The sequence below is a fragment of the Kitasatospora papulosa genome, from assembly GCF_000717245.1.
In the GTDB taxonomy this organism is placed as follows: Bacteria; Actinomycetota; Actinomycetes; order Streptomycetales; family Streptomycetaceae; genus Streptomyces; species Streptomyces papulosus.
Map to the genome: position 1 here is coordinate 315549 of NZ_JNYQ01000003.1, position 21880 is coordinate 337428.

22 protein-coding genes and 1 riboswitch are annotated in these 21880 nt (G+C 72.1%); of the genes, 5 read left to right on the forward strand and 17 right to left on the reverse strand.

Going from position 1 to position 21880, the window contains the following annotated elements; all coding sequences use genetic code 11:
• The first annotated feature begins 162 nt into the window (after positions 1 to 162).
• From IA22_RS0109910 to IA22_RS0109925, 4 genes are all read left to right on the forward strand, one after another.
• Entirely contained in the window at positions 163 to 867 is a 705-nt protein-coding gene (locus tag IA22_RS0109910) for a GPR1/FUN34/YaaH family transporter (RefSeq protein WP_014157924.1), read from the forward strand.
• A 219-nt stretch (positions 868 to 1086) separates the two neighbouring features.
• Positions 1087 to 1365, forward strand: a complete 279-nt coding sequence (locus IA22_RS0109915; RefSeq protein ID WP_030123363.1) for a hypothetical protein — start codon at positions 1087 to 1089, stop codon at positions 1363 to 1365.
• Positions 1362 to 2570: a cupin domain-containing protein gene (locus IA22_RS0109920; RefSeq protein WP_030123364.1), complete on the forward strand. Its 1209-nt coding sequence runs from the start codon at positions 1362 to 1364 to the stop codon at positions 2568 to 2570. Before IA22_RS0109915 ends, IA22_RS0109920 begins: the two co-directional genes overlap by 4 nt.
• Complete coding sequence (locus IA22_RS0109925; protein WP_030123365.1) at positions 2567 to 3463, forward strand: sucrase ferredoxin; 897 nt, start codon at positions 2567 to 2569, stop codon at positions 3461 to 3463. The genes IA22_RS0109920 and IA22_RS0109925 overlap by 4 nt, the downstream gene beginning before the upstream one ends.
• A 205-nt stretch (positions 3464 to 3668) precedes the next feature.
• Here the strand turns inward: IA22_RS0109925 and IA22_RS0109930 are convergent, their stop codons facing one another.
• Both IA22_RS0109930 and IA22_RS0109935 read right to left on the reverse strand, forming a co-directional pair.
• Positions 3669 to 4571 (reverse strand): NAD(P)-dependent oxidoreductase, encoded by a 903-nt coding sequence (locus IA22_RS0109930; RefSeq protein WP_015575930.1) that lies wholly within the window; start codon positions 4569 to 4571, stop codon positions 3669 to 3671.
• Positions 4572 to 4620: 49 nt separating this feature from the next.
• Complete coding sequence (locus tag IA22_RS0109935; protein WP_015575931.1) at positions 4621 to 5340, reverse strand: adenosylcobinamide amidohydrolase; 720 nt, start codon at positions 5338 to 5340, stop codon at positions 4621 to 4623.
• A gap of 242 nt (positions 5341 to 5582) precedes the next feature.
• On the opposite strand from IA22_RS0109935, the gene IA22_RS0109940 reads away from it, so the two are divergent.
• Positions 5583 to 6578: a PRC and DUF2382 domain-containing protein gene (locus IA22_RS0109940; protein WP_014157918.1), complete on the forward strand. Its 996-nt coding sequence runs from the start codon at positions 5583 to 5585 to the stop codon at positions 6576 to 6578.
• Between the two features lie 62 nt (positions 6579 to 6640).
• On the opposite strand, the gene IA22_RS0109945 is transcribed toward IA22_RS0109940, so the two are convergent.
• The 15 genes from IA22_RS0109945 to IA22_RS0110015 all read right to left on the reverse strand — a co-directional run bounded on the left by IA22_RS0109945 (position 6641) and on the right by IA22_RS0110015 (position 21620).
• The gene (locus IA22_RS0109945) at positions 6641 to 7486 is read right to left on the reverse strand and encodes an ABC transporter ATP-binding protein (protein WP_030123366.1); all 846 of its coding nucleotides are present in this window, start codon (positions 7484 to 7486) and stop codon (positions 6641 to 6643) included.
• Positions 7483 to 8568 carry a FecCD family ABC transporter permease gene (locus IA22_RS0109950; protein ID WP_030123367.1) on the reverse strand — a complete coding sequence of 362 codons (1086 nt, stop codon included), beginning with the start codon at positions 8566 to 8568 and terminating at the stop codon, positions 7483 to 7485. The genes IA22_RS0109945 and IA22_RS0109950 overlap by 4 nt, the downstream gene beginning before the upstream one ends.
• Positions 8565 to 9611, reverse strand: a complete 1047-nt coding sequence (locus IA22_RS0109955) for an ABC transporter substrate-binding protein (RefSeq protein ID WP_030123368.1) — start codon at positions 9609 to 9611, stop codon at positions 8565 to 8567. The genes IA22_RS0109950 and IA22_RS0109955 overlap by 4 nt, the downstream gene beginning before the upstream one ends.
• 57 nt (positions 9612 to 9668) lie before the next feature.
• Positions 9669 to 9855: riboswitch (cobalamin riboswitch) on the reverse strand.
• 98 nt (positions 9856 to 9953) lie between these two features.
• On the reverse strand, positions 9954 to 10118 hold the full coding sequence (locus IA22_RS37090; protein WP_014157914.1) for a hypothetical protein: 165 nt from the start codon (positions 10116 to 10118) through the stop codon (positions 9954 to 9956).
• A complete protein-coding gene (locus tag IA22_RS0109965; RefSeq protein ID WP_030123369.1) occupies positions 10115 to 11959 on the reverse strand; it encodes an acyl-CoA dehydrogenase family protein in 1845 nt (614 codons plus the stop codon). The genes IA22_RS37090 and IA22_RS0109965 overlap by 4 nt, the downstream gene beginning before the upstream one ends.
• A 46-nt stretch (positions 11960 to 12005) precedes the next feature.
• Positions 12006 to 12956, reverse strand: coding sequence for a carbohydrate kinase family protein (locus IA22_RS0109970; protein ID WP_030123371.1), 951 nt, complete (start codon positions 12954 to 12956; stop codon positions 12006 to 12008).
• 112 nt (positions 12957 to 13068) lie between these two features.
• Complete coding sequence (locus tag IA22_RS0109975; RefSeq protein ID WP_030123373.1) at positions 13069 to 13332, reverse strand: type B 50S ribosomal protein L31; 264 nt, start codon at positions 13330 to 13332, stop codon at positions 13069 to 13071.
• A 119-nt stretch (positions 13333 to 13451) separates the two neighbouring features.
• Positions 13452 to 14318, reverse strand: coding sequence for an ABC transporter substrate-binding protein (locus IA22_RS0109980; RefSeq protein ID WP_030123374.1), 867 nt, complete (start codon positions 14316 to 14318; stop codon positions 13452 to 13454).
• Positions 14319 to 14323: 5 nt separating this feature from the next.
• Positions 14324 to 15016, reverse strand: coding sequence for a GNAT family N-acetyltransferase (locus IA22_RS0109985; protein ID WP_014157909.1), 693 nt, complete (start codon positions 15014 to 15016; stop codon positions 14324 to 14326).
• Positions 15017 to 15065: 49 nt separating this feature from the next.
• A complete protein-coding gene (locus IA22_RS0109990) occupies positions 15066 to 15974 on the reverse strand; it encodes a YihY/virulence factor BrkB family protein (RefSeq protein WP_015575938.1) in 909 nt (302 codons plus the stop codon).
• Positions 15975 to 16095: 121 nt separating this feature from the next.
• Positions 16096 to 16413, reverse strand: coding sequence for a cupin domain-containing protein (locus IA22_RS0109995; RefSeq protein WP_014157908.1), 318 nt, complete (start codon positions 16411 to 16413; stop codon positions 16096 to 16098).
• Between the two features lie 32 nt (positions 16414 to 16445).
• Positions 16446 to 18083 carry a glycoside hydrolase family 13 protein gene (locus IA22_RS0110000; RefSeq protein ID WP_030123375.1) on the reverse strand — a complete coding sequence of 546 codons (1638 nt, stop codon included), beginning with the start codon at positions 18081 to 18083 and terminating at the stop codon, positions 16446 to 16448.
• Positions 18084 to 18193: 110 nt separating this feature from the next.
• On the reverse strand, positions 18194 to 19144 hold the full coding sequence (locus tag IA22_RS0110005; protein WP_030123376.1) for a carbohydrate ABC transporter permease: 951 nt from the start codon (positions 19142 to 19144) through the stop codon (positions 18194 to 18196).
• Between the two features lie 16 nt (positions 19145 to 19160).
• Positions 19161 to 20123, reverse strand: a complete 963-nt coding sequence (locus IA22_RS0110010; RefSeq protein WP_014157905.1) for a carbohydrate ABC transporter permease — start codon at positions 20121 to 20123, stop codon at positions 19161 to 19163.
• A gap of 84 nt (positions 20124 to 20207) precedes the next feature.
• Positions 20208 to 21620, reverse strand: coding sequence for an extracellular solute-binding protein (locus IA22_RS0110015; RefSeq protein WP_030123377.1), 1413 nt, complete (start codon positions 21618 to 21620; stop codon positions 20208 to 20210).
• Positions 21621 to 21880 lie beyond the last annotated feature (260 nt).

Below are 21880 nucleotides of genomic sequence, written 5' to 3' on the forward strand. Positions count from 1 at the left end.
CTTGATCCCCGCGGATCAGCAGGACCGTTCGGAGGCGCGGCACGCCTCTGCGCTCGCCCATCAGCTGCACCTGCCGCCACAGGGTCTCCGGACCCGGGAAGAAGCGCCGTAGGACCACCCGCGCTCCGGAAAGGGGGAAGCCGGAACTCGTACGCTTGCACGATGCACCAGGATTCCGGCCCGACCAGGCCCTCAGAACCGCTGACGACCGACGCCGTCACACGCATCGTGCTCCGTCCGATCGCCAGCCCGCTGCCACTGGGCTTCTTCGCCCTCGGCATGGGCAGTACGGTCCTGTCCTCCCTGCAGCTGGGCTGGGTACCGGCCGAACAGAGCAGCATCCTTCTGCTCCTCGTCCTCATCTTCGTCGTGCCGCTCCAACTCGTCAGCGGGATCTTCGCCTTCCTGGCCCGTGACGCGGGCGCCGGCACAGCGCTGCTGCTGCTCGGCGCCGCATGGGCGGGGACAAGCGTGACGTCCCTGGACTCCCCGCCCGGCAAGCCGGTGATGGCACAGGCCGTCTTCCTCCTCGCACTCGTCCCGTTCGTGCTCGCGCTCGCCGGGGCCGCCGCGCAGTCCAAGCCCTTGTTCGCCGTCCTGCTCACCCTCACCTCCGTTCGCTTCGCCTTCACGGGCCTCTACGAGGCGGGCCTCGGGAACGCGCTCCAGACCGCGGCGGGCTGGACCGGTCTCGGCATCGGTGTCTTCGCGCTCTACGGCGGGCTCGCCCTGCTGGTCGAGGACGGCAAACAGCGCACCGTGCTGCCGCTCTTCCGCCGCGGCAAGGCCCGCGAGTCCATCGAGGGCGACCTGCGCGAACAGCTCACCGAGGCCCAGCAGGAGGCCGGGGTCCGCCACCAGCTGTGACACCGGGCTCCGGAGGTCATCCCGTCCCGGTGGCAGCCTCGGGGCCGTCGTCGCCTCGGCCGTAGCGACGTCGAAGCACCCCTGACCGCTCGGATCGAGGTTTCCCGGCTCCGGGGATACGGTGATTGAGGATCATCCCGGCACACAGCGTCTTTTCCGGTGATCCGTCATTCGCATATCGGAAATCCCCCGTGGTACGGAGCAATCCCAGGAGGAACGATGGCCTTCCCCGAGCGCGACGCGAACGAGAACGAGGGTCCTGCGGACGGTGGAGCGGCGGGGTCTCCCGGCGTCCACGACGGAGGCGCCGACGGAGGCGCCGACGGAGGGGCCGAGGGTCCCGCGGACGGCGGAGCGGCCGGTACGCCCGGCGCCCACGACGGTGGGGCGGACGGCGGAGCGGAAGGTCCCGCGGACGGCGGAGCGGCCGGTACGCCCGGCGCCCACGACGGTGGAGCGGACGGCGGAGCCGACGGCGGCGCCGGCAGCGGCTCTTGAGCCTGTTCCGGACCCAGGTCCAGGACGTCGGCGCCCAGCGGGGCGTCGGCGTTCTGGAATCTCGCCTGACCGGACTGAGCCGGGAGGACTTCGCCCGTGACGTCTGGGCGCGGACCGCGGCGCTCACCCGGGGTGCGAGTGACTTCTCCGACGTGTTCTCCTCGGCCGCCGTGGACGAGTTGATCTCCCGCCGCGGGCTGCGTACGCCGTTCCTCCGTGTCGCCAAGGGCGGCACCACACTTCCCGAGTCGTCGTTCACCGCCCCCGCGGGCGTCGGCGCCACCATCGGCGACCAACTCGACGACACCGCTCTGTGGCGAGCGTTCGCCGACGGAGCCACGCTCGTTCTGCAGGCGCTTCACCGCACCTGGGAGCCGGTCGCCGGTCTCGTGTCCGAGCTGAGCACGGAGCTGGGCCATCCCGTGCAGGCCAACGCCTACGTCACTCCCCCACAGAACCGCGGATTCGACGCCCACTACGACGTGCACGACGTCTTCGTCCTCCAGATCGAGGGGACGAAGCGGTGGATCGTCCATGAGCCCGTACTGCCCGACCCGTTGCGCGACCAGCCATGGACCGATCACCGGCCGGCCGTGGCCGACGCGGCGGCACGGAGCACGGCTCACCTGGACACCGTGCTCGGCCCCGGGGACGTGCTCTACCTGCCGCGTGGCTGGCTGCACTCCGCCCGGGCCCAGGGTGAGGTGTCGATCCATCTCACCCTCGGTGTCCACACCTGGACCCGCTACGCCCTGGCCGAGCAGCTGGCCCGGGCCGCCCTAGCAGCGCTGCGTGACGACCCTCCGATGCGCCGATCCCTGCCTCTGGGGGCCGGTGGTCAGGACGACGAGCGGGAACTGGTCCGTGAGCGTCTCCTGGCCGCTGTGGCCGAGGCCGACCCCGGTCCGTCGTTCGAACGCGCCCGGCGGGCCGAGGGCCGCCCCGCACCGCTGGGGCCGCTGGCCCAGCTGTCGGCGTTGAACGGCCTGGGTCCGACCACACCGGTACGGCTGCGGGAGGCGCTGGAGGCACGGTTGGCAGGGACACGGCTGTTCACCCGGGTGGGCTACCTCGACCTGCCGGCATCCGATCTCGCGCCGGTGACCCGCCTGCTCGACGGCGGCATCCGTACGGCAGGCGACCTCGGGCTCGCCCTCGCCGGGCGGCTGCTGCGGGCCGGGGTGCTGCTGCCCGGGAACCGGTGACCCCGGCGGAGCGGTTCTTCTGCGCCGACGCCGCCCGGGCACGAGGAGACGTGTTCACGGGAACGGCTCCGTACGGCCGCGTCTGGGTGCTCATCGAGTACAGGCGCGGCTGGCCGGCCGACGGCTTCGACGGTCTCGACCTCGAACCTGGCGTCAAGGAACTCGTGTTCTCGGCTGCCCGGGCGAGCCGGGCCCGGGTACTCCTGGTCAGGCGCCCCGGACGCCGTCGTCCCCACGGCAGCGATCGCTGGGCGGTACTGCGCCATGACGAATCCGGTGCTCTGAGGCAGCAGTGGGGCAGTTGGCGACGGGACGACGACCTGGCCGCGATCCAGACCGCTCTGCGGTCCCCGGGGGACCGCGGCGGACCGCCCGTCGTCCTCGTCTGCGCCCACGGTCTGCACGACGCCTGTTGTGCCGTACGCGGCCGTCCCGTGGGCCAAGTCCTCAGCGAGCGCTGGCCCGACCTGGTGTGGGAATCGACGCATGTGGGCGGGGACAGGTTCGCCGCCAACGTAGTCGTCGTGCCCGATGGCGTCTACTACGGCGGGCTCGACCCCGCTTCGTCGATCACCGTGATGGAGGAACACCTGGCCGGCCGCATCCATGCCGGTCATCTCCGGGGCTACACGACCCTGCACCCGCCGCAGCAGGCAGCCGTGGCCGCGGTGCTGCGGCGCTTCGGTCCGGCCGGCCGGCACGACTACGCGATCGTCCGCACCCTTCGCGTCGAGGAGGGATGGCGCGTCAGGATCAGCGGAGGGACGTCGCACGGCAGGGTGCTGGAGGTCGAGGTCCGTGCCCGGCGCACCCCGCCGGGCCGGCTGACCTGCCGGGGCCCCGAGGGGAGTTCAGCCCTCGTCTACGAAGCGGTGTCCGTGCGTGAGGCCTGACCTGGGCGACGGAGTGGGCATGCCCGTACGGGGGTCGAAGGCCGGACCGGCGGCGTGACGCCCTGCGGCCCGACCGCCCTGCGGCCCGACCGCCCCGCGGCCCGACCGCCCCGCGGCCCGACCGGCCCGCTGCCCGGCCCCGCGGTGACCGTGACGAGTCACCCGCCGTCTGCGCTTCCCCAGGGCCCTTAGCGTCCCTGGGGCTTCACGCCCCGCCGGGGCGGCCCGCGTAGTACGTGGCGATCATGTCCTGGCCGCCGTGTCCGGCCGCCTCCGCGCGGGCGAACCGCTCGGCGGAGGCGGCGACCAGGTCGAGCGTCACCCCCGCCGCCTCGGCCGCGTCGATGATCAGCCGGGTGTCCTTGAGTGCCGTGGAAAGCGCGAAACTCGGGCTGAGATCGCCGGAGAGCACCGCCGCCGACTTGCCCTGCAGGTACGGGGTGTCCAGCGGCCCGCCCTTCATCGCGTCCAGGAAGAGCTGCGGGTCGAGGCCCAGTCCTTCGGCGAGATTGAGGCACTCCGCCACGCTGTTGACGAGGTTGACGACCCAGGTGTTGGCGACGAGCTTGAGCCGGGTGGCGGCGCCCGGTTCCTCGCCGACCCACACGGTCCGCTGCCCGATCGCCTCCAGGACGGGCTGCACGGCCGCGCGGGCACCGGACGGGCCGGAGACGAACACGGTGAGCGCGCCCTGCTCCGCCGGCTGCTTCGTGCCGGAGACCGGGGCGTCGAGGTAGACGAGTCCGTGTCCGGCGGCCCGGTGGGCCAGGTCGGTCGTCGCGTCCAGGCCGACGGTGGAGCTCTGCAGCCATACCTGCCCCGGACGCAGTCCGGACGCCGCGGCGGTGAGCGTCTGCGCCACCGACGGGCCGTCGTTCAGGGCGGTGAGGACGACGTCGGCGCCGCGTACCGCTTCGTCGGCCGTGTCGGTCACCGTGGCGCCGTCGGCGGCCAGCGGCTCGGCCCTGGACCGGGTGCGGTTCCAGACGCGGACGGGCAGCCGCTCCCTGAGCAGGCTGCGGGCCATCCCGGATCCCATGATCCCGGTGCCCAGGACCGCGACGGTCGGTCGGCCCCGGGATGCTCCGGCGGTGGGTGCGGTGGTCATGAGGGAGATTCCCTTCGTCGGTGCGGTGCGGTCCCGGGACTGCGGGGCCTCAAGCCTGCCGCAGCGCGCTCTCCAGCACGGCACGGTGCACGGCTCTGGCGAGTCGCGCGCCCCAGACCGAACGCGGTCCGGCGAACGGTTCGCCCGGATGTCCCCCGGGGTCGGGCGCGGCGACGCACACCGCGTCCGTCGGCGTGCCGGAGCAGTCGAGTCCGGCGTCGAGGAGCGCCTGGACCTTCGCCTCGGTGGCGGTGGCGACCGCGTTCACCATGGCCGCGTCCGAGAGCGCCACGGGGAGGGTGACGACGATGTTGACCGTGCCCGGAGGCTGCGGCAGGGCCGAGCCCTCGGCCGGAACGGCGGCCCATCCCCGTACGCCTAGCCCGCTCGTGACGGTCGCGGTCACCCCGCCGTCGTCGGCGGCGGTGTACGCCGTGACGTCGGCCGCAGTCATCAGCCCGGCCCCTGCGCCGTCGAGCGCCTCGGCGGCCGCGATCTCCGCGAGGTGGCGCTCGGGGTCGAGCCGGGGGTAGCCGCCGGGTACCTGGGCGTTCAGAATCCAGGCGCGCGGCCCGATCCCGCCCCCGAGTACGGCGCTGCTGCAGGCCCGCCAGCCGGGGCCCAGCCGCCAGACGAGGTGGTGCAGTCCGAGGCCGTCCTCCTGCCTGGTCAGAAGCTCGCCACGTTGCCGGGGCAGGCGGGTGCCCGGGGATCCCATGGCGCTCCCCTCGTCAGGCCCGCCGACGATCGGCTCGGGCGCGTCGATCATACGGTCGGGCCGGGACGGGGTCACCGGCGCGTCCGGGAGGGCTCTCACCCGAATGGCGTAACGCGTGTAGCGGTTCGAGAGCCCCCTGGAACGGGGCCACCGCCCCTCCCCGGTCCTTCGGGCCTCCCGGCGCCCGGGCCGGGAAGTTGCAGCGTCCAACCGGGTGAGGCGCGATGGAAGCCGGACGCGCCTTCCCTGCTGGACCCGACCGCAGGACGCGCCCGGGCGAGGAGGAATCGGCCATGGGAGCCGCTGACGGTTTCACGGATTCCGGAGAACTCGACGGTCTGACCGTCTACGACAGCGACGGGGAGAAGGTCGGCACCGTGGGGCGGGTGTACGTCGACGACGACACCGGCAAGCCCGACTGGATCACGGTAAAGACCGGCATGTTCGGCATGAAGGAGAGCTTCGTGCCGCTTGCGGGAGCCCGCCGGGTGGGCTCCGACCTGCACGTCTCGCACCCGAAGGAACGCGTCAAGGACGCTCCCCGGGTGGACGCCGACGCGCACCTCTCCGTATCGGAGGAACAGGAGCTCTACCGCCACTACGGGATGACCAGGAAGGGCACGGCCGGCGCGGGCGGTGACGCGCGCACGACGTCCGGGACCGGAACGGGAGCCATGGGCGCGGCCGGGGCAGCCGGTGCGGCCGGTGCGGCCGGCACCGCGCGCACCGGACACGCGAAGGACACCGGCACCACCACCGCCGGCATGGGCACCACCGGTGCCGGCACGGGCAGGCACCGGGACACGGAGACCTCCTCCACGTCGCGCCCGCTCGCGGGTGCCGGAGCCGAACGGTCCGCCGGCGGCACCGGCCGGGAGGAGATGGTCCGGTCCGAGGAGCAGCTCCAGGTCGGTACGGAGGAGTACGAGAGCGGGAAGGCACGCCTGCACAAGTACGTCGTGACGGAGAACGTCACACGGACCGTGCCGGTGTCCCACGAGGAGGTGCGCGTGGTGCGCGAGCCTCTGCAGCCGGGTGAGAAGGGAGCCGTGAAGGGGCGGACCGAACTCGGCGAACAGGACGTCGAAGTCACCCTGCACGCCGAACGAGCCACCGTCCGCAAGGAGGCGGTCCCCGTGGAGCGGGTCCGTCTCGAGACCAGCAAGGTCACCGAACAGAAGGAAGTGTCCGCCGAGCTCCGCAAGGAGAAGATCGACTACGCGGACGGCAAGGACATGGGCAGCGACAAGGACATGGGCGGCGAGTACGGCCAGGGACGTCGTCGCTGACCTGACCCCTCACACAGCGGCGAAAGGCCGTGCGACACCAGCGAGGGGCGGACCCGGGTGGTTCACGGGCCCGCCCTCTCGTCGTGCCCGTACCGCGCGTGCACCGCTCCTCCGGGCAGGAAGCGCACCGAAGGGCGCCCGTCCGGTCCGTCCGGTGTGACCACCGCGCGTACCCGGTAGACCTCGGCGACGAGTTCCTCCGTGATCACCTCCGAGGGCGTTCCGCCCGCCACCACCCGGCCCTCCTTCATGACGACGACCCGGTCGCAGAACATCGCGGCCAGATTGAGGTCGTGCAGCGCGACCACCGCGGTCACGGGCAGTGCGGCGATCAGGGAGAGCAGCTCCAACTGGTGCTGGATGTCGAGGTGGTTGGTGGGTTCGTCCAGCAGGAGTTCCCGCGGCTGCTGAGCGAGGGCACGGGCGATCTGCACCCGCTGGCGCTCGCCTCCGGACAAGGTGTGCCAGGACTGCGCGGCGCGGTCGGCCAGTCCGGTGCGGGCCAAGGCCCCGTGCACGGCGGCCTCGTCCTCCGGGCCGGACGCCGACCAGGGGCGCCGGTGCGGGATTCGGCCGAGCCGTACGACGTCCAGGACGCTCAGGTCGATCTGGGTGTCCGCGTGCTGGTCGACGACCGCCACGCGTCGGGCCACGGCCCGCCGTCCGGTCTCGGCGAGCGTGCGTCCGTCCAGGGTCACCACTCCCGCGCCGGGGCCGAGGACGCCGGCCATCACACGCAACAGCGTGGTCTTGCCGGAGCCGTTGGGTCCGAGGAGCCCGACCGTGGCGCCGGACGGCGGCGCGACACTCACCCCGTCGAGGACGATCCGCCCGCCCGCCTCCCGGGTGATCCGGGTGGCCCGCAGGCCGTCGCCGGGCGTTCCTTTCCGGTACGTCTCGGGGGTCATGCGCTTCTCCGGGTGCGGTGGAGGATCAGGACGAACACGGGCACGCCGATGAGGGAGGTGACCACCCCGACGGGGACCTCCTGAGGGTCGAGGACGGTCCTGGCCAGGGTGTCGACCCAGACCAGGAACACCGCTCCGGCGAGCGCGGTCACCGGCAGCAGTCTCCGGTGCCCCGAACCGGTCAGCGCCCGGGCCGCGTGCGGCAGGACGAGCCCGACGAACCCGATCGCGCCCGCCGAGCTGACGAGGGCGGCCGTCAGCAGCGCGGTCGCGCAGAGCAGCACGATCCTGGTGCGGGCCACGTGCACGCCGAGGGCGGCCGCGGCGTCCTGGCCGAAGGCGAACGCGTCGAGGGTACGGGCGTGGCCGAGGCAGATCAGGAGGGTCACGGCCAGCACGGCGGAGCACGTCCACACGTCGCCCCAGCCGACCCCGCTCAGCGAGCCGAGCAGCCAGAAGAGCACGCCCCGGGTCTGTTCGGCGTCGGCGGCCGTCATCACGACGAACGAGGTGAGCGCGGAGAAGAGCTGCATGGCCGCGACCCCGGACAGCACGACCCGGTCGGTGGATCCGCCGAGCGTGTGGCTGAGCAGCAGGACGAGGGCGAACGAGCACAGGGCCCCGACGAAGGCACCACCCGAGACGGACACCGCTCCCCCGCCGACGCCCAGGACGACGACCACGACCGCCCCGGTGGACGCCCCCGACGAGACGCCGAGGACGAAGGGGTCGGCGAGCGGGTTGCGCAGCAGCGACTGCATCACGGTGCCGCACACCGCGAGCCCGGCTCCGCACACCGCGGCGAGCAGGGTGCGGGGCATGCGCAGGTTCCAGATGATGCCGTCCCGGATCGGGGTCAGCCGTCCTTCACCCAGGCCGAGGTGCGAGGCCACCACGGACCAGACGTCCGGGACGGAGATGCGTGCGGGGCCGATCGTCACGGCCACCGCGACGGACAGGAGCAGCAGGGCGATCCCGGCGCTCCACAGGAGGCCGTCACGCAGGATCCGTGTGCCGACGGCCGTGCCCGCCGGCGGAGGCGGGTGCGTCTCCGTGTCCGGTGCGGGTTCGGTCCTCGTCACTCCGCGAGCCCGAACGAACGCAGCCCCGCCGCGACGCGCTCGACGCCTTCGACGGTCCGGATGGTCGGGTTCATGGCCTGGCCGCTGAGCAGGACGTAGCGCTTGTGGCGGACGGCGTCCAGATTCTTCGTGGCGGGGTTTGACTCCAGGAACTCGATCTTCTTCTTCGCGCTCTCGGCCGTCTGCGACTTACGGGTCAGGTCACCGATGACCAGGACGTCGGGGTTGCGGTCGGCGACCGTCTCCCAGTTGATCTGGGGCCATTCCTCGTGCGTGTCGTCGAAGACGTTCTTCGCGCCGAGCTCCCCCGTGATGATGCCGGGGGCGCCGCAGCAACCGGCCAGATAGGGCGCCTCGGCGTTGGCGAACCAGTAGAGCAGGGTCGTGTCGGAGGCGTCGACGCCGGCGGTCGCCCTTTCGATCCGTTCCCGGAGAGCGCGGATCAGTTTCTCGCCCCGCTGCGGGACGCCGAACACCTGGGCCAGGTCACGCACTTCGCCGTAGACGCCGTCCATGGTCAGTGGTGCGGTGCGGGAGCCGTCGCTGCTGCCGGCGTTGTCCTTGCCCGCGCAGTCGGTGGGTGAGAGGTACGTGGGCACACCCAGTTCCTCGAACTGGTCGCGGGACGCCACTCCGCCCTTGCCGAGGGTGGACTCGAAGGACGCGCTGACGAAGTCGGGTTCCTCCGCGAGCACCTTCTCGGAGGAGGGCTGGTTCTCCGCGAGGCGGGGCACCTTGGCCTCGTCCTTCTCCAGTCCCTTCATCACCGGATCCGTCCAGGTCGCGGTGCCGGCGAGGCGGTCGGCGAGGCCCAGGGCGAGCAGGATCTCCGTCGATCCCTGATTGAGCGAGACGGCCCGCCGCGGGGCCGCGTCGACGGTCACCGTGCGACCGCAGTTCTCCAGCGTCACGGGGAAGCCGTCGGCGGAGCGCTCCCGCGCCGCGCCGTCGGACGTGCTCCCGCCTCCGCCGCAGGCGGTCAGGAGGACAAGTCCGGCGATGAGCAGGGCGGTTCGGCGTACGGTGCTGGCTATGGGCGGCACGAGTCCCTCTGCGTCTCTGGGCTCAAGCGCGGAGCCCGGTACGGTGTTCCGCTCCCGGTGCGGAAGCGGGTGCCAGCAGGTCTTCGGACTCGGGTTCGTCCGGACGGAGCGCCTTCCCGGTGCACCCGAGGGTGTCCCAGTGGCCGTGGCCCCGCCCGTCCCCCTCACCGCTGCGCGTCAGCTCCGGATTCGCACCGGATTCCCTGACTCCACGTGGAGTGTGACTGGCGTCTGCAAGCTATCACGCGGTGTGCCGCCGGCCTCCGGGCCGTCGCCGGTCGGTGGGTGGGTGGGTGGGTGTGGTCCGCTCCCCATCCGTACCGGCGACGGCCGTCGGGCGGTTCAGCGCTTGGGGTGAACCGATTCGCCGCCGTTGCTCCGCGGTTTCCCGCCGCAGCGGGAGAGCACGGACGCGGTGCCCCAGTAGGCCAGCAGAACGGCGCGCAGACCCAGGATCTCCAGGCGCTCGCCGAACCCCGTCGCCCCTTCCTTGCCCGGGGCGCTCACCGGGCCTCCGCCGCACCGGTGTTCCAGGGGCCCTCGGGGTCGTCGTAGGCATCGGCGTAGCCCGGGCCGGCGATCGGCCAGTCGGCCAGCAGGGCCTCGGGCAGGGCGAAGGAGTCGGCGAGTTGCGGGGCGTGCGCGGCGACGGCGGCGATCAGGTCCTCGGCGTCCTCCGCCAGGGCCTCCACCTGATCACCGCTCAGGCGGCCGGCGGCCAGCAGGTCACCGCTGTTGCGGGCCAGCCACTCGACGGCGAACAGGCGCTCCAGCTCTCCCAGCCGGTCCTTCGCGGCTCCTTCGGGGAGGGCGACACGGGCCTCGGCGTAGGCCGCGGCGGCCTGCCGGTACGCATAGGCCTCGACCCCGCGCAGCGCGGGGCCGGAGGCCGCGTTCCAGCGTCCGAGGGCGTCGGCGTCGGTCGCCGACAGCACGCGCTCCCTGGCCCGGGCGAACCAGATCTCCTGGACCGAGGCAAGGAGCGTGCCGAGGAAGCGCGGATCGGCGAGGTCCCGGGTGTGCGGGGCCGGGGTGCCCGCACCGCCCGGATCGGCGGCGAAGAGCATGTCGGCGGCCGCCTTGGTGTACAGGGCGATGTTGTCGCCCTCCGCGGTGATGGCCCCCTCCACCCCCGTGACGAGTTCGGTCATGCCGTTGTTCTCCAGCAGCGCCTGGGCTCCGCAGCGTTCACGGCTCTCGACGATGACGTCGCGGGCCCGCCAGGTGATCCACGCCTTGGCGACATCGACGAGCGTCCCCGCCTCGGCCCGGCCCTCGCCGTCCGCGCAGGCCTCCCAACGCTCCTGCGCCCTGCGGTAGAGCAGGGTCATGGCGAAGACGGTGGCCATGGCCGAGGCGAGCGGCCCGTGGTGGGTCCGGTGGGCGTTGACGGGCACGGGGGGCGCGCCGCGGCTGCCGGAGATCAGCCGGTGGCCGCCGTAGCGCACGGCCACCGCGAGGGTCGCGCGGGCCGAGCCGGCCGCACAGGCGCTCATCGCGATCCGGCCGGGGGTGACCCGCCCGATCGAGGTCAGGAACCGCCGGCGCCGGTCCCCCGGCTCCGTCCTGAACATTCCCTCGGCATCTCCCTCATCACCGGACCCCAGCAGAGCGTCTCGGGCCACGAACAGGTGGTCGAACGAGGTCAGGCAGTGGTCCACGGGACTGCCCATGCGCGCGGGCAGCAGGCGCACCCGGACGCCGGGGAGCGCCTCCGCGTCGTCGGTGAGCGGCACCAGGAAGAGGCGCACCCCGTGGTCCGCGCCGTCGGCCACCAGCCGCGCCGCGACCAGTCCGCTCTTGGCCCCGCCCGCCGGGCTGGTGTTGGGCATGAACTTCTGCGCACCCGCGTTCGGTGTGTGCAGGACAAAGCCGTCCCGTTCACGGTCGTACGTCGCGGTGGTCTCCATGGCCGCCGCGTTGTTGCCGTGCGCCACCTCCGTGCAGAGGAAGGTGCCGATGCGCCGCATCGTCAGGTAGTCCGACAGATCGCGGCTGCCGACGCTGTCGTGGTCGAGGAGGCTGCCGAGGAAGAGGTTGTAGTGGATGCCCGCCACCGTGGTCAGCGCGGGGTCCACCGGGCCGAGCCAGGCGTGCAGGGCGGCCAGCGCCCGCGGGTCGGCGGCGAGCCGTGCTCCGCTGTCGAGGGCCCGGTTGAGGACCCGCAGCCGTTCGTAGGCGAGTGCCAGTCGCTCCTCGGGCGTTCCGCCGGCGGGGCGGCGGAACGGTTCTGTGCTGATCAGCCGCTGCCAGAAGCCGTGTTCGCGGCGGAACTCCGGACCGAGGAGGACGCCGGTCAGCAGGTCGGTCGTGGACGGTGGGGCGATGTCGGTAAGGGTCACGGTCATACCGAAATGAACGACCGGGGTACGGGCGAGGACACCCTGGACGCCCCTACCGCTCGGGGACGGACCCGCCCGCCAGCGCGGCGTCGAGCTCCTCGCGGTCGGGAGGCAGGGCCCCGGCCCGCGCGACGGTCACGGCGGCCGAGGCGCCGGCGTGGCGCAGCACGTCGCCGAGGACGGTGGTGTCCAGGGAGCGCAGCCCCGCGCGCCCCTCCGCTCCGAGCAGGCCGTACGAGGCCAGCGCGTGCAGGGCGCCGGACATGAAGGCGTCGCCAGCCCCCACCGTGTCCGCGATCCGGACGGGCGGCGCGCCGATGCTCACCGCCGAACCCGGCAGGAAAGCGGTCGCGCCCGCGGCGCCCTCGGTCAGCAGGACGACCGCCGGCCCGCGGCGCAGCCACCGTTCGGCCGCGTCCCGCGGTGCCTCCCCCGGGTAGAGCCATCGCAGGTCCTCGTCGCTCGCCTTGACGACGTCGCTCAGCGCGACGCAGCGTTCCGCCTGCCGCACCGCGCGGGCGTGGTCACCCATCAGCGCGGGCCGCACGTTGGGGTCGTAGCTGACGGTCGCCTGCTCCCGGAGCGACCGGACGAGGTCCAGCACCGTGCCGGCGCCGGGGTCCAGGGCGGTGGCGACGGAGCCGGTGTGGACGTGGCGGGGCGGCTCCACGCCCCGCTCCACCGGGCCGAGCGTCCAGGTGATCTCGAAGCCGTACGTGGCCCGGCCCGCGTCGTCGAGTTCGACCGTGGCGGTGGGGGTGGGCGCTACGGCCCCGTCCGTCAGCACCCGCACGCCGGCGGACGCCAGGTGGTCCTCGATCAGCCGCCCGTCGGGGTCCGGGCCCAGCTGGGTGAGCAGAGTGGTCCGCCGGCCCAGCCTGGCCAGCCCGTACGCGACGTTCGCGGGGCTGCCGCCGGGATGCGTCCGGTCCGCGGCCCCCGGCCGCCGGACGATGTCGGCGACGCATTCGCCGATGACCAGCAGGGCGGGGCTGTCGGGCATGGGGCGGATCTCCTGGACGAGGCGGGCGGGCTGCCCGCGCGGACCGCGGCTGTCACGGGACACCGTGCCCGCTGATTGTGCCCCGGACGCGGGAGCCCCGGGGGCCCGGGGCTCAGGAAGCGCCCTTGCCCCCTTCGTCGCCGTACCGCCGCTCGAACTTCGCGACCTGGCCCTCGGTGTCGACGACCCGCGCCTTGCCGGTGAAGAAGGGGTGGCTCTCGGCGGAGATCTCCACGTCGACGACCGGGTAGCTGTTGCCGTCGTCCCAGTCGATCGTCTGCTCGCTCGACGCGGTGGACCGGGTCAGGAAGGCGTACCCGGCGGATCGGTCACGGAAGACCACGGGACGGTACGACGGGTGCTTGTCCTGCTGCATCTGTGCTCCTGGAAGTACGGGGGATCTCGCGTCCCGGCTCCGGGCCAGCCTCGCCAAGGGCGGCGGCCCGCGCGATCCGGGGGCGTCCGTACGGAGCAGGGCGCCGCCGTGTACGGCTCTCAGCCTCCCGCCCCCTCCACGGCGTCCGCCACGAGGGCGAGGAAGCGCGCGTGGGCCTGCGGACTGCACAGGGGTTCCGGATTCCACGGCACGGTCCGCGCGTGCCGCCGGGCCGGCTCCCAGGCCGGGGCGGCGACCTCGTCGAGGGGGATCGCGTGGGACCGGACGTCCGTCAGGACGACGTCGGGCTCCAGGGCCGCCGCGGTCCGCCAGTCGACCGTGGCCCAGTTGACGCCCGCTCCGGCGGGCGGGGAGACCATCGTGATGCCGAGCTCGGCCAGGACCCGCAGCTCGGGCCACATCGGGGGACGGGCGGCGTACGCCTCCGCCTGGCCGGCGGGAGACAGGGCCAGCACCCTGGGTTCACCTGGCGCCGCGCGGAGCCGTTCGCGGGCGGCGTCCAAATCCTCCGCGGCGCCCGCGACCGGTGCGCCCCCGAGAGAACGGGCGAGCTCGGCGAACCGCTCGGCGACCCGGTCGAGGGTGCGCGCCTGGCCCACGTCGATCACGACGACCGGGACGCTTTCCTCGAGGTGCTTGGCGGTGTCCGGGTCAAGTCCGTAGAGCTGGCCGTGGCCGTAGCTGACGGCGACGACCAGGTCGGGCCTGCCGCGTAACAGGGTGTCCACGTCCAGGTCGTCGCCCGCGCCCCGGTAGTCCACGGAGTCCAGCGGGAGCGTGCCCGTCTTCGCGCGGTCGGGCTCCGCCCCGTCGTGGCCGGACCCGAAGATCCCCTCCGGGCGTATCCCGTAGTCCCACAGCGTCGCTCCCGCCTGGACGTACGCGAGCACCCTGGCCGGCCTGCGGCCGGCGACTGCCAGCCGGCCCCGGTCGTCCGCGAAGCTCCACGCGCTCTGCTCGGTCATGCCGCTCACCCCTCCGAACCGGCGGCCTGGGCGCTCTCCCCGGCTCGCCGTCCACTACCTGCCCAGCCCACCGGTTCCACACCCCTGGTCGAGCGCCCCAGAAAGGTGAGCGGCCCGGGGTCGGACACGTCGATCACGTGGAATCCGAGCCGGTCGTAGAAGGCCCGGGCGGGGGTGTTCGCCGTCAGCATCGACAGGTGGACGGCCTGGACGCCCTGGCGGTGCAGTGCGTCCAGGAAGGCTCCCATCAGCCGTCTGCCGTGCCCCTTGCGCTGCCACGGCGGCAGCAGGTCGATGTGCAGGTGCGCGGGGTGGCCCTCCAGCTCCGCGAGGATCATGCGCTCCGGGCGGTGGAGAAGGGCCGTCATCGCCTCGGTGGGGGTCTCCGGCTCCCCCTCGGGCTCGGGAAAGCGGTCCGTCACGCGGGGCAGCCAGATCGCACGGAAGTCGTCCACGAACCGCTTCGTGTCCGCGGTCCCCAGGACGTAGCCGACCGCGCGTCCGGAACCGTCGTCCAGGACGAAGGTCAGCTCCGGCGCGAGGTGGGCGTAGGGCTCGGCGAACAGCGCGGGCATCAGCCCGGGATCGGGGTACAGATGCGTGCTGTCGCCGCCGTTGTCGGCCGTGCGGACGCAGATCTCCGCGAGGGCCTCCCGGTCGGTGGGGCGGTAGGGACGTACGTACGCGGTCCGTTCCATCGGCCCATCCTCGCCCTTTGGGAGCGCTCCCACAAGGCTCTGGGGCCGCTCAGGGCACCGCCTGCCGGGAGTCCTCGTCCGAGCGGGCCAGTTCGACGTTGAACTGGGCGCCGGTCAGGAGCGCGAGATTGGTGAACCAGATCCAGATGAGGAAGACGACCAGGCCGGCGAGCGAGCCGTACAGACGGCTGTAGCTCCCGATGTGGGTCGCGTACAGCGCGAAGCCCGCCGAGGCCACCAGCCAGAGCGACGCGGCGAGGACCCCGCCCGGCAACCCCTGCCGCAGCCCGCGCGCGGACCGCGGACCGGTGCTGAAGAGACCCACGATGAGACAGGCGACCAGACAGAGCAGCACGGGCCACTTGAGACCGGCCCACAGCGTCTCCCCGGCCTGCGCGACCCCCAGCCGTCGGCCGAGCCAGCGCGCCAGCGGACCGGTGAGCACGAGGGCGAAGGCGCTCGCCATCAGCAGCACGAGCAGTCCGACGGCCGAGGCCACGATGATGTGGGCCTGGCGCAGCGGGGGCCGGGTGTCCTTCACGCGGTGCATGGCGTGCATCGCCCTGCGGAAGACCGCGAGGTAGCTCGACGCGGACCACACCGCGCTCACGCTGCCCGTGACCACGAGGAGCCAGACGGCGCTGCGCTCGTGGGTGGCCGCTTCCAGGGGCCGGCGCAGGGCCGCGCCGGACTCGGCCGGCGCGAAGGCCGTGATGTCGGCGATCAGAGCGTTGGTGGCGCCCGGGTTGGCCAGCCCGATGACGGAGACGGTGACGAGGAGCGCCGGGAGCAGCGCGAGGATGGCGTAGTACGTCAGGGCCGCCGCCCAGTCGGAGACGTCGTCGTTCCAGAGGGATACGGGGGTGCGGCGCAGAGCGGTGCGCCAGCGCCTGCGCGGCGCGCCCCCGGCCGGGGGCGCGGTCGGTTCCGCGACGGGTTCGTCGGTCCTGCTGGGCACGCGGATTCTCCGGGGGACGTAGGAAAGGGTGACGCGCAGGACGCCGTCACCGGTGTGCCCGGCGTCCCCGTTGTCTCCCTTTCTCTCATGCCTCGATCCCGCGGGTGTACTCCAGGTCGCCTCAGTCGTTCACGGCGGTGAGCAGCACCACCGCGTCCTCCAGGGCGAGGACGCCGTGACGCTCCTGGGGAATGGGGTGCAGTCCGCCCGCCGTGAGGTCCACGTCCCCGGAGCCGGCGGTGAGCCGGACCGAGCCGCGCAGTACCTGGAGCGACGCGGCGGGCGGTGCGTTGTGCTCGTCGAGGGCGGATCCCCCGGTGAGCGCGATCACCGTCTGCCGCAGTGGTTCCTGGCGCAGCAGCAGATGCGCGCTGCGCCCGTGCGCGTTGGCCCGGGCCGCGGCCAGGTGCTCGTCGGCGAGAGCGTTGAGGTCATCCATACGACCACTGTGCCGCAGCCCGGGTCCCTCCGCTATCGCTTCCGGCGCAGCCAGGCCGCGGTGTCGTCCGGCAGCAGGCCGGAGCCGTCGAGGGGGACGCTGGTCAGCAGGATCTCGTCGTGCTCGGGCAGCGGGGACGGGCTCCCCGAGAGGTTGACGACGCAGATCAGGCCGTGGGTGCGCGTGAACGCGAGGACGCCGGGGGCCGACGGAAGCCAGTTCAGCCGGCCGTCGGAGGTTTCGCCGGGGGTGGCGGCGAAGCCCGGCTCCGCGCGGCGCAGCCGCAGCGCCTCACGGTAGAGGGTGAGCATGGAGCCGGGGTCGGTGCCCTGCTCGTCGGCCGCGTACGAGGCCCAGGCCGCCGGCTGCGGGAGCCAGGGTTCGACGGTGGATCCGAAACCGGCGTACGGCTCACCGGCGGACCAGGGCAGCGGGACCCGGCAGCCGTCCCTGCCCGGGTCGACGCCTCCGGAGCGCAGGTACATCGGGTCCTCGATGCGGTCGCGGGGGATGTCGGCCTCCGGCAGCCCCAGTTCCTCGCCCTGGTAGAGGTAGACGGCGCCGGGCAGCGCCAGCGAGAGCAGTGCGGCCGCCCGTGCCCTGCGGGTGCCGAGTTCCAGGTCGGTGGGTGTACCGAAGACCTTGGCGGCGAAGTCGAAGCCGGTCTCCTCGCGTCCGTAGCGGGTGACGGTGCGGGTGACGTCGTGGTTGCACAGGACCCAGGTGGCGGGGGCTCCCACGGGGGCGTGCTCGGCGAGGGTGTCGTCGATGGCGGAGCGCAGCAGCCCGGGGTCCCAGGGGCAGGCCAGGAAGTTGAAGTTGAAGGCGGTGTGGAGTTCGCCGGGCCGCAGGTAGCGGGCGAAGCGCTCGGAGTCGGGGAGCCAGACCTCGCCGACGAAGATGCCGTCGTACCGGTCGGCGATGGCGCGCCACGAGCGGTAGATGTCGTGGAGTTCGTCGCGGTCGACATAGGGATGGGGATCGGTTCCCTTGACGAAGTCGGGCAGGGCGGGGTCCTTGGCGAGCAGGGCCGCCGAGTCGATCCGCACGCCCGCGACGCCCCGTTCGAACCAGAAGCGCAGGACGTCCTCGTGTTCCTGGCGGACGGCCGGGTGCGCCCAGTTGAGGTCGGGCTGGCCCTGGGCGAACAGGTGGAGGTACCACTGGCCGTCGTCGATCCTGGTCCACGGGGTGCCGCCGAACTCCGACACCCAGTCGTTGGGCGGGATCTCCCCGTTCTCACCGCGTCCCTCGCGGAAGTGGAAGAGCTCGCGCTCGGGGCTGCCGGGGGCGGCGGCAAGCGCCGCCCGGAACCAGCCGTGCCGGTCGGAGACGTGGTTGGGGACGATGTCGATGATCGTGCGGATGCCGAGCTCACGGGCTTCGGCGATGAGCTTCTCCGCCTCGGCGAGATGGCCGAAGGCGGGATCGATGACCCGGTAGTCGGCGACGTCGTAGCCGCCGTCGGCCAGCGGGGAGAGGTACCAGGGGGTGAACCACAGCGCGTCGACGCCCAGTTCGACGAGATAGGGAAGTCTGGCCCGCACCCCCGCGAGATCGCCGGTGCCGTCCCCGTCGCCGTCGGCGAAGCTGCGTACGTAGACCTGGTAGATGGCGGCGTCGCGCCACCAGGGTGCGGTGGTGGCCTCGGTCGGACGGATGGCTGCCACGTGGCGTTCCTTTCGGGCAGGTGGTACTCCGCCCCCGGCCCGGACGCGGGGCGTGCGATGGGAGGGCCGGCGGCGGAGTGCTGGTGGGAGGCGGGTGGTGCGGGACGGTGTCAGCCCTTCAGGCCGCCCGCGGTGAGACCGCTCATGATGTTGCGCTGGAAGAGCAGGAAGATCAGCAGCGTCGGGACGGACGCGATGGTGAGCGCGGCGATGAGGACGTTCTGCGGGACCCCGTTGGACAGCGAGTAGATGCCGACGTTGAGGGTCTGCTTTCCCGGGTCCGGCAGGGTGAGCATGGGCCAGAGGAAGTCCTTCCAGACCCCGACGACCGCGAAGATGGAGACGACTCCGAGGATCGGCCGGGAGATCGGCAGGACGAGGGAGCGCAGGGTGCGCAGGGGTGAGGCGCCGTCGATGGCCGCGGCATCGAGGAGTTCGCCGGGGATGGAGTCGAAGAACCGCTTCAGAAGGAAGATGTTGAAGGCGTTGGTGACCGACGGCAGCCAGATCGCCCAGGGCGAGTTGAGCAGGTTGCGCTCGAAGATCGGTACGTCGAGGACCGTGAGGTACTGCGGCACGACCAGAACGGTCGCCGGGATCATCAGGGTGGCGAGCATCATGCCGAGGATGGCCTTGCCGAGGACCGGCCGCAGCCTGGACAGCGAGTAGGCGGCGGCCACGTCCAGGACGAGCTGGAAGGCGAGTGCCCCGAACGCGTAGTAGAGGGTGTTGAGGAGCAGTCGGGCGAGGTCCATCACGGTCCACGCCTGGGAGTAGTTCTCCGTGTGGAGGGAGGAGGGGAAGGCGGTGGGCGGGCTCTGTACGACTTCCTGGGTGGTCTTCAGGCCGCCGGTGACCATCCAGTACAGCGGGCCCAGGAACACCAGGGTGAAGCCAGCGGCCACCAGGGCGAAGACGGCCCAGTAGACCAGCTTCCCCCGGGGCCTGCCGAGCTGGGCCGGTGAGATCAGGGTCCTCGGGCGGCCCTGGTCCGCGTCCCGGTGGCGGGACGTGCGTCCGCTGCCGGTTCCCCGCCGGGAGACAAGCGTGTTCGATGCCATCGTTCGTTCTCCCGTCCTAGTCTTCGCTGCTGCGGCTGAGGCGTACGTACACCGCGGAGAAGCCCGCGAGGACGACCAGCAGGAGGAGGCCGAGGGCCGCCGCTGCGCCGTAGTTGTTGAAGTTGAAGGCGTACTGGTAGATGAGGTAGACGACGGTCGTGGTGGAGCCCTCCGGTCCCGCGCCGTTGGTGAGCAGGAACGGTTCGGTGAAGACCTGCATCGTCGCGATGATCTGCATGAGCAGCAGCAGCGACAGGATGAGCCGGGTCTGCGGGACCGTGACGTGCCAGATCTTGCGGAACAGCCCGGCACCGTCGAGTTCGGCCGCCTCGTACAGCTCGCCGGGGATGCCCTGGAGGGCGGCGAGGTAGATCAGCGTGGCCCCTCCCATGTTCATCCAGGTGGAGGCGATGACGACGGAGAGCATGGAGGTACCGGGGTCCTGGAGCCACTGCTGGGCGGGCAGATGGAGGAATTCCAGGATGCGGTTGAAGAGTCCGTAGCCGGGGTCGTAGAAGTACTTGAAGAGCAGGACCGACGCGACGGGCGGCAGCATGACGGGCAGGTAGACCAGCAGGCGGAGGTATCCCTGCGCGTGCCGGAACTCGTTGAGCACGACGGCGACGACGAACGGGACCGCGAAGCCCAACAGGAGCGCCAGCACGGTGAACAGCGCGGTGTTGCGCCATGCCTGCCAGAAGGCGGGGTCGTTGAAGACGTAGCTCAGGTTGGACCAGCCGGCCCAGGTCGTCTCGCCGTCCTCGGTCTTCTGGAAGGCCAGGACGAATTCCCTGACCATGGGATACCAGGAGAAGAAGGAGAAGCAGAGGACGGCTCCGATCAGGAAGCCGTGCGCCGTGACGTTGCGGCGCACGGCGCGCACGAACTCCTCACGGGCGGGGGCGGGCCCGCCGGGCCGTGGGTGGTACCCGGGGGGCGGTGCGCTCGCCTTCCCGGTGGACAGGGTGGGGGCCGACATGGTGTCTCCTCGGTGCCGGTGCAGTCGCTCGCGGACGGACGGGGCGCGGGGCCGGGCCCGCCCGGCCCGGCCTCCGCGTGTCCGCTACTGGTGGGCCAGGATCTGGTTGACCTGCTGCTCGGCGGTGTCGAGCAGCTTGTCGATGTCGGCGTCCTTGTTGGTGAGCACGGCGGACATCGCGTTGTCGAGGATCTTGTAGATCTCCTGGGCCTTCGGCGGTTCGGCCTTGCCCTGGACGGGGTTGTCCATGAACGCCTTGAAGTTCTCGACGGGCATGGTGGCGTTGGCGGCGCGGTCGGCGTCGTCCTTCGCCTTGCTCCCGCCGGTGAAGAAGTTGGGCTGCGGGAGGCCGACGGGCAGCTTGTCGGCCTTGGTGCGGGCCCACTCGAACTGCCCCTTGCCGGGGGTCAGGTTCTTGAAGTTCAGCCAGGCGACGGCCGCCTTGATCTTGTCGGGCGAGCTGCCCTTCTTGATCATGTAGTTGTTGCCGCCGAACAGCGTGCCCTGGGCACCGGGAATCGGACCGAGCCCGAAGTTCTCATACTTCGCCCCGAGCTGCTGCACCATGTAGGCGATGTCGTCGGGCGCGGCCAGGAACATGCCGAGCTTGTCCGTGGCTATCTGCTTCTGGAGGTCGCCCCACTTCAGCAGCTGGGTCCTGCCCATGCTGTCGTCCTCCCAGCGCATGTCGTGCAACTGCTGGAGGACCTGCTTGCCCTTGTCGTCGTTGAACGCGGCCTTCCTGCCGCTCGCGTCCACGACGTCCCCGCCCAGGGCGTACTGGGTGGCGGTGAAGTGCCAGCCGCCGTTGTTGCCGGCGCTGTACTCGCCGAAGCCGGCGACGCCCTTGCCCAGTGCGGCGATCTTCCTGCTCGCCGCCCGGACCTCCTCCCAGGTCGCCGGCGGGGTGTCGGGGTCGAGACCGGCCTGCGTGAACAGCTTCCGGTTGATCATGAGGCCCATGGTGTAGTTGCTGGTCGGCAGCGCGTAGAGCTTGCCGTCCTTGCGGGCGACGTCGAACACTTGGGGCTGGATGTCCTTGAGCGCCGGGACGGAGGTGTCGTCGACGTACGCGGAGATGTCCACGGCACCGTCGTTGTCCAGCACCTGCTGGAGGTCGGTGAAGTACGCGTAGAACACGTCCGGCTGCGACCTGCCCTTGAGCATGGCCGTGAAACGCGGCGGCTCCAGACACTGTCCGGGCGTCGACTTCCCCTCGATCCTGACGTTCGGGTACTTCTTGTTGAACGTCTTGACGTCCTCGTTCCACTCGCGCAGCTCCGCGGCCTTCGCAGCCGGCGGCATGCAGTCGATCGTCAGCGTCACCTTCGTCTTCGGGTCGAGCGGTGCCGACGGATCGGACGATCCGCTGCCGGAGTCGTCGTTCCCGTCGCCGCTGCTGCTCGTGCCGCAGGAGGCAAGGGCGGTCAGGGCGAGCGCGGTGACGACGGCGGCAGCGGAGGCTCGGCGGGTACGGCGAAACCCAGCACTTCTCATCGGTGGTCCCCTTCGGGCATGAGCGCGGAAGACCCCCGGCCGGCTGTCTGCCGGGGCGCGGCACACTCAACCACCGGCAACAAGCGAGCGCAATATCTCGCGCAGTTTTCGTAAATGTTTGACAGCGCTCCGCATGTGAGGAAGCGCCGCTTACTGCCGCCGTGACCTCTTCCCGGCACACCTCTGCACGGCCCGCAGGGGGTCATCAGGGCCCTATGCGCCACTCGACGACCGGGCAGCCGCTCCCGGATACCCCCATG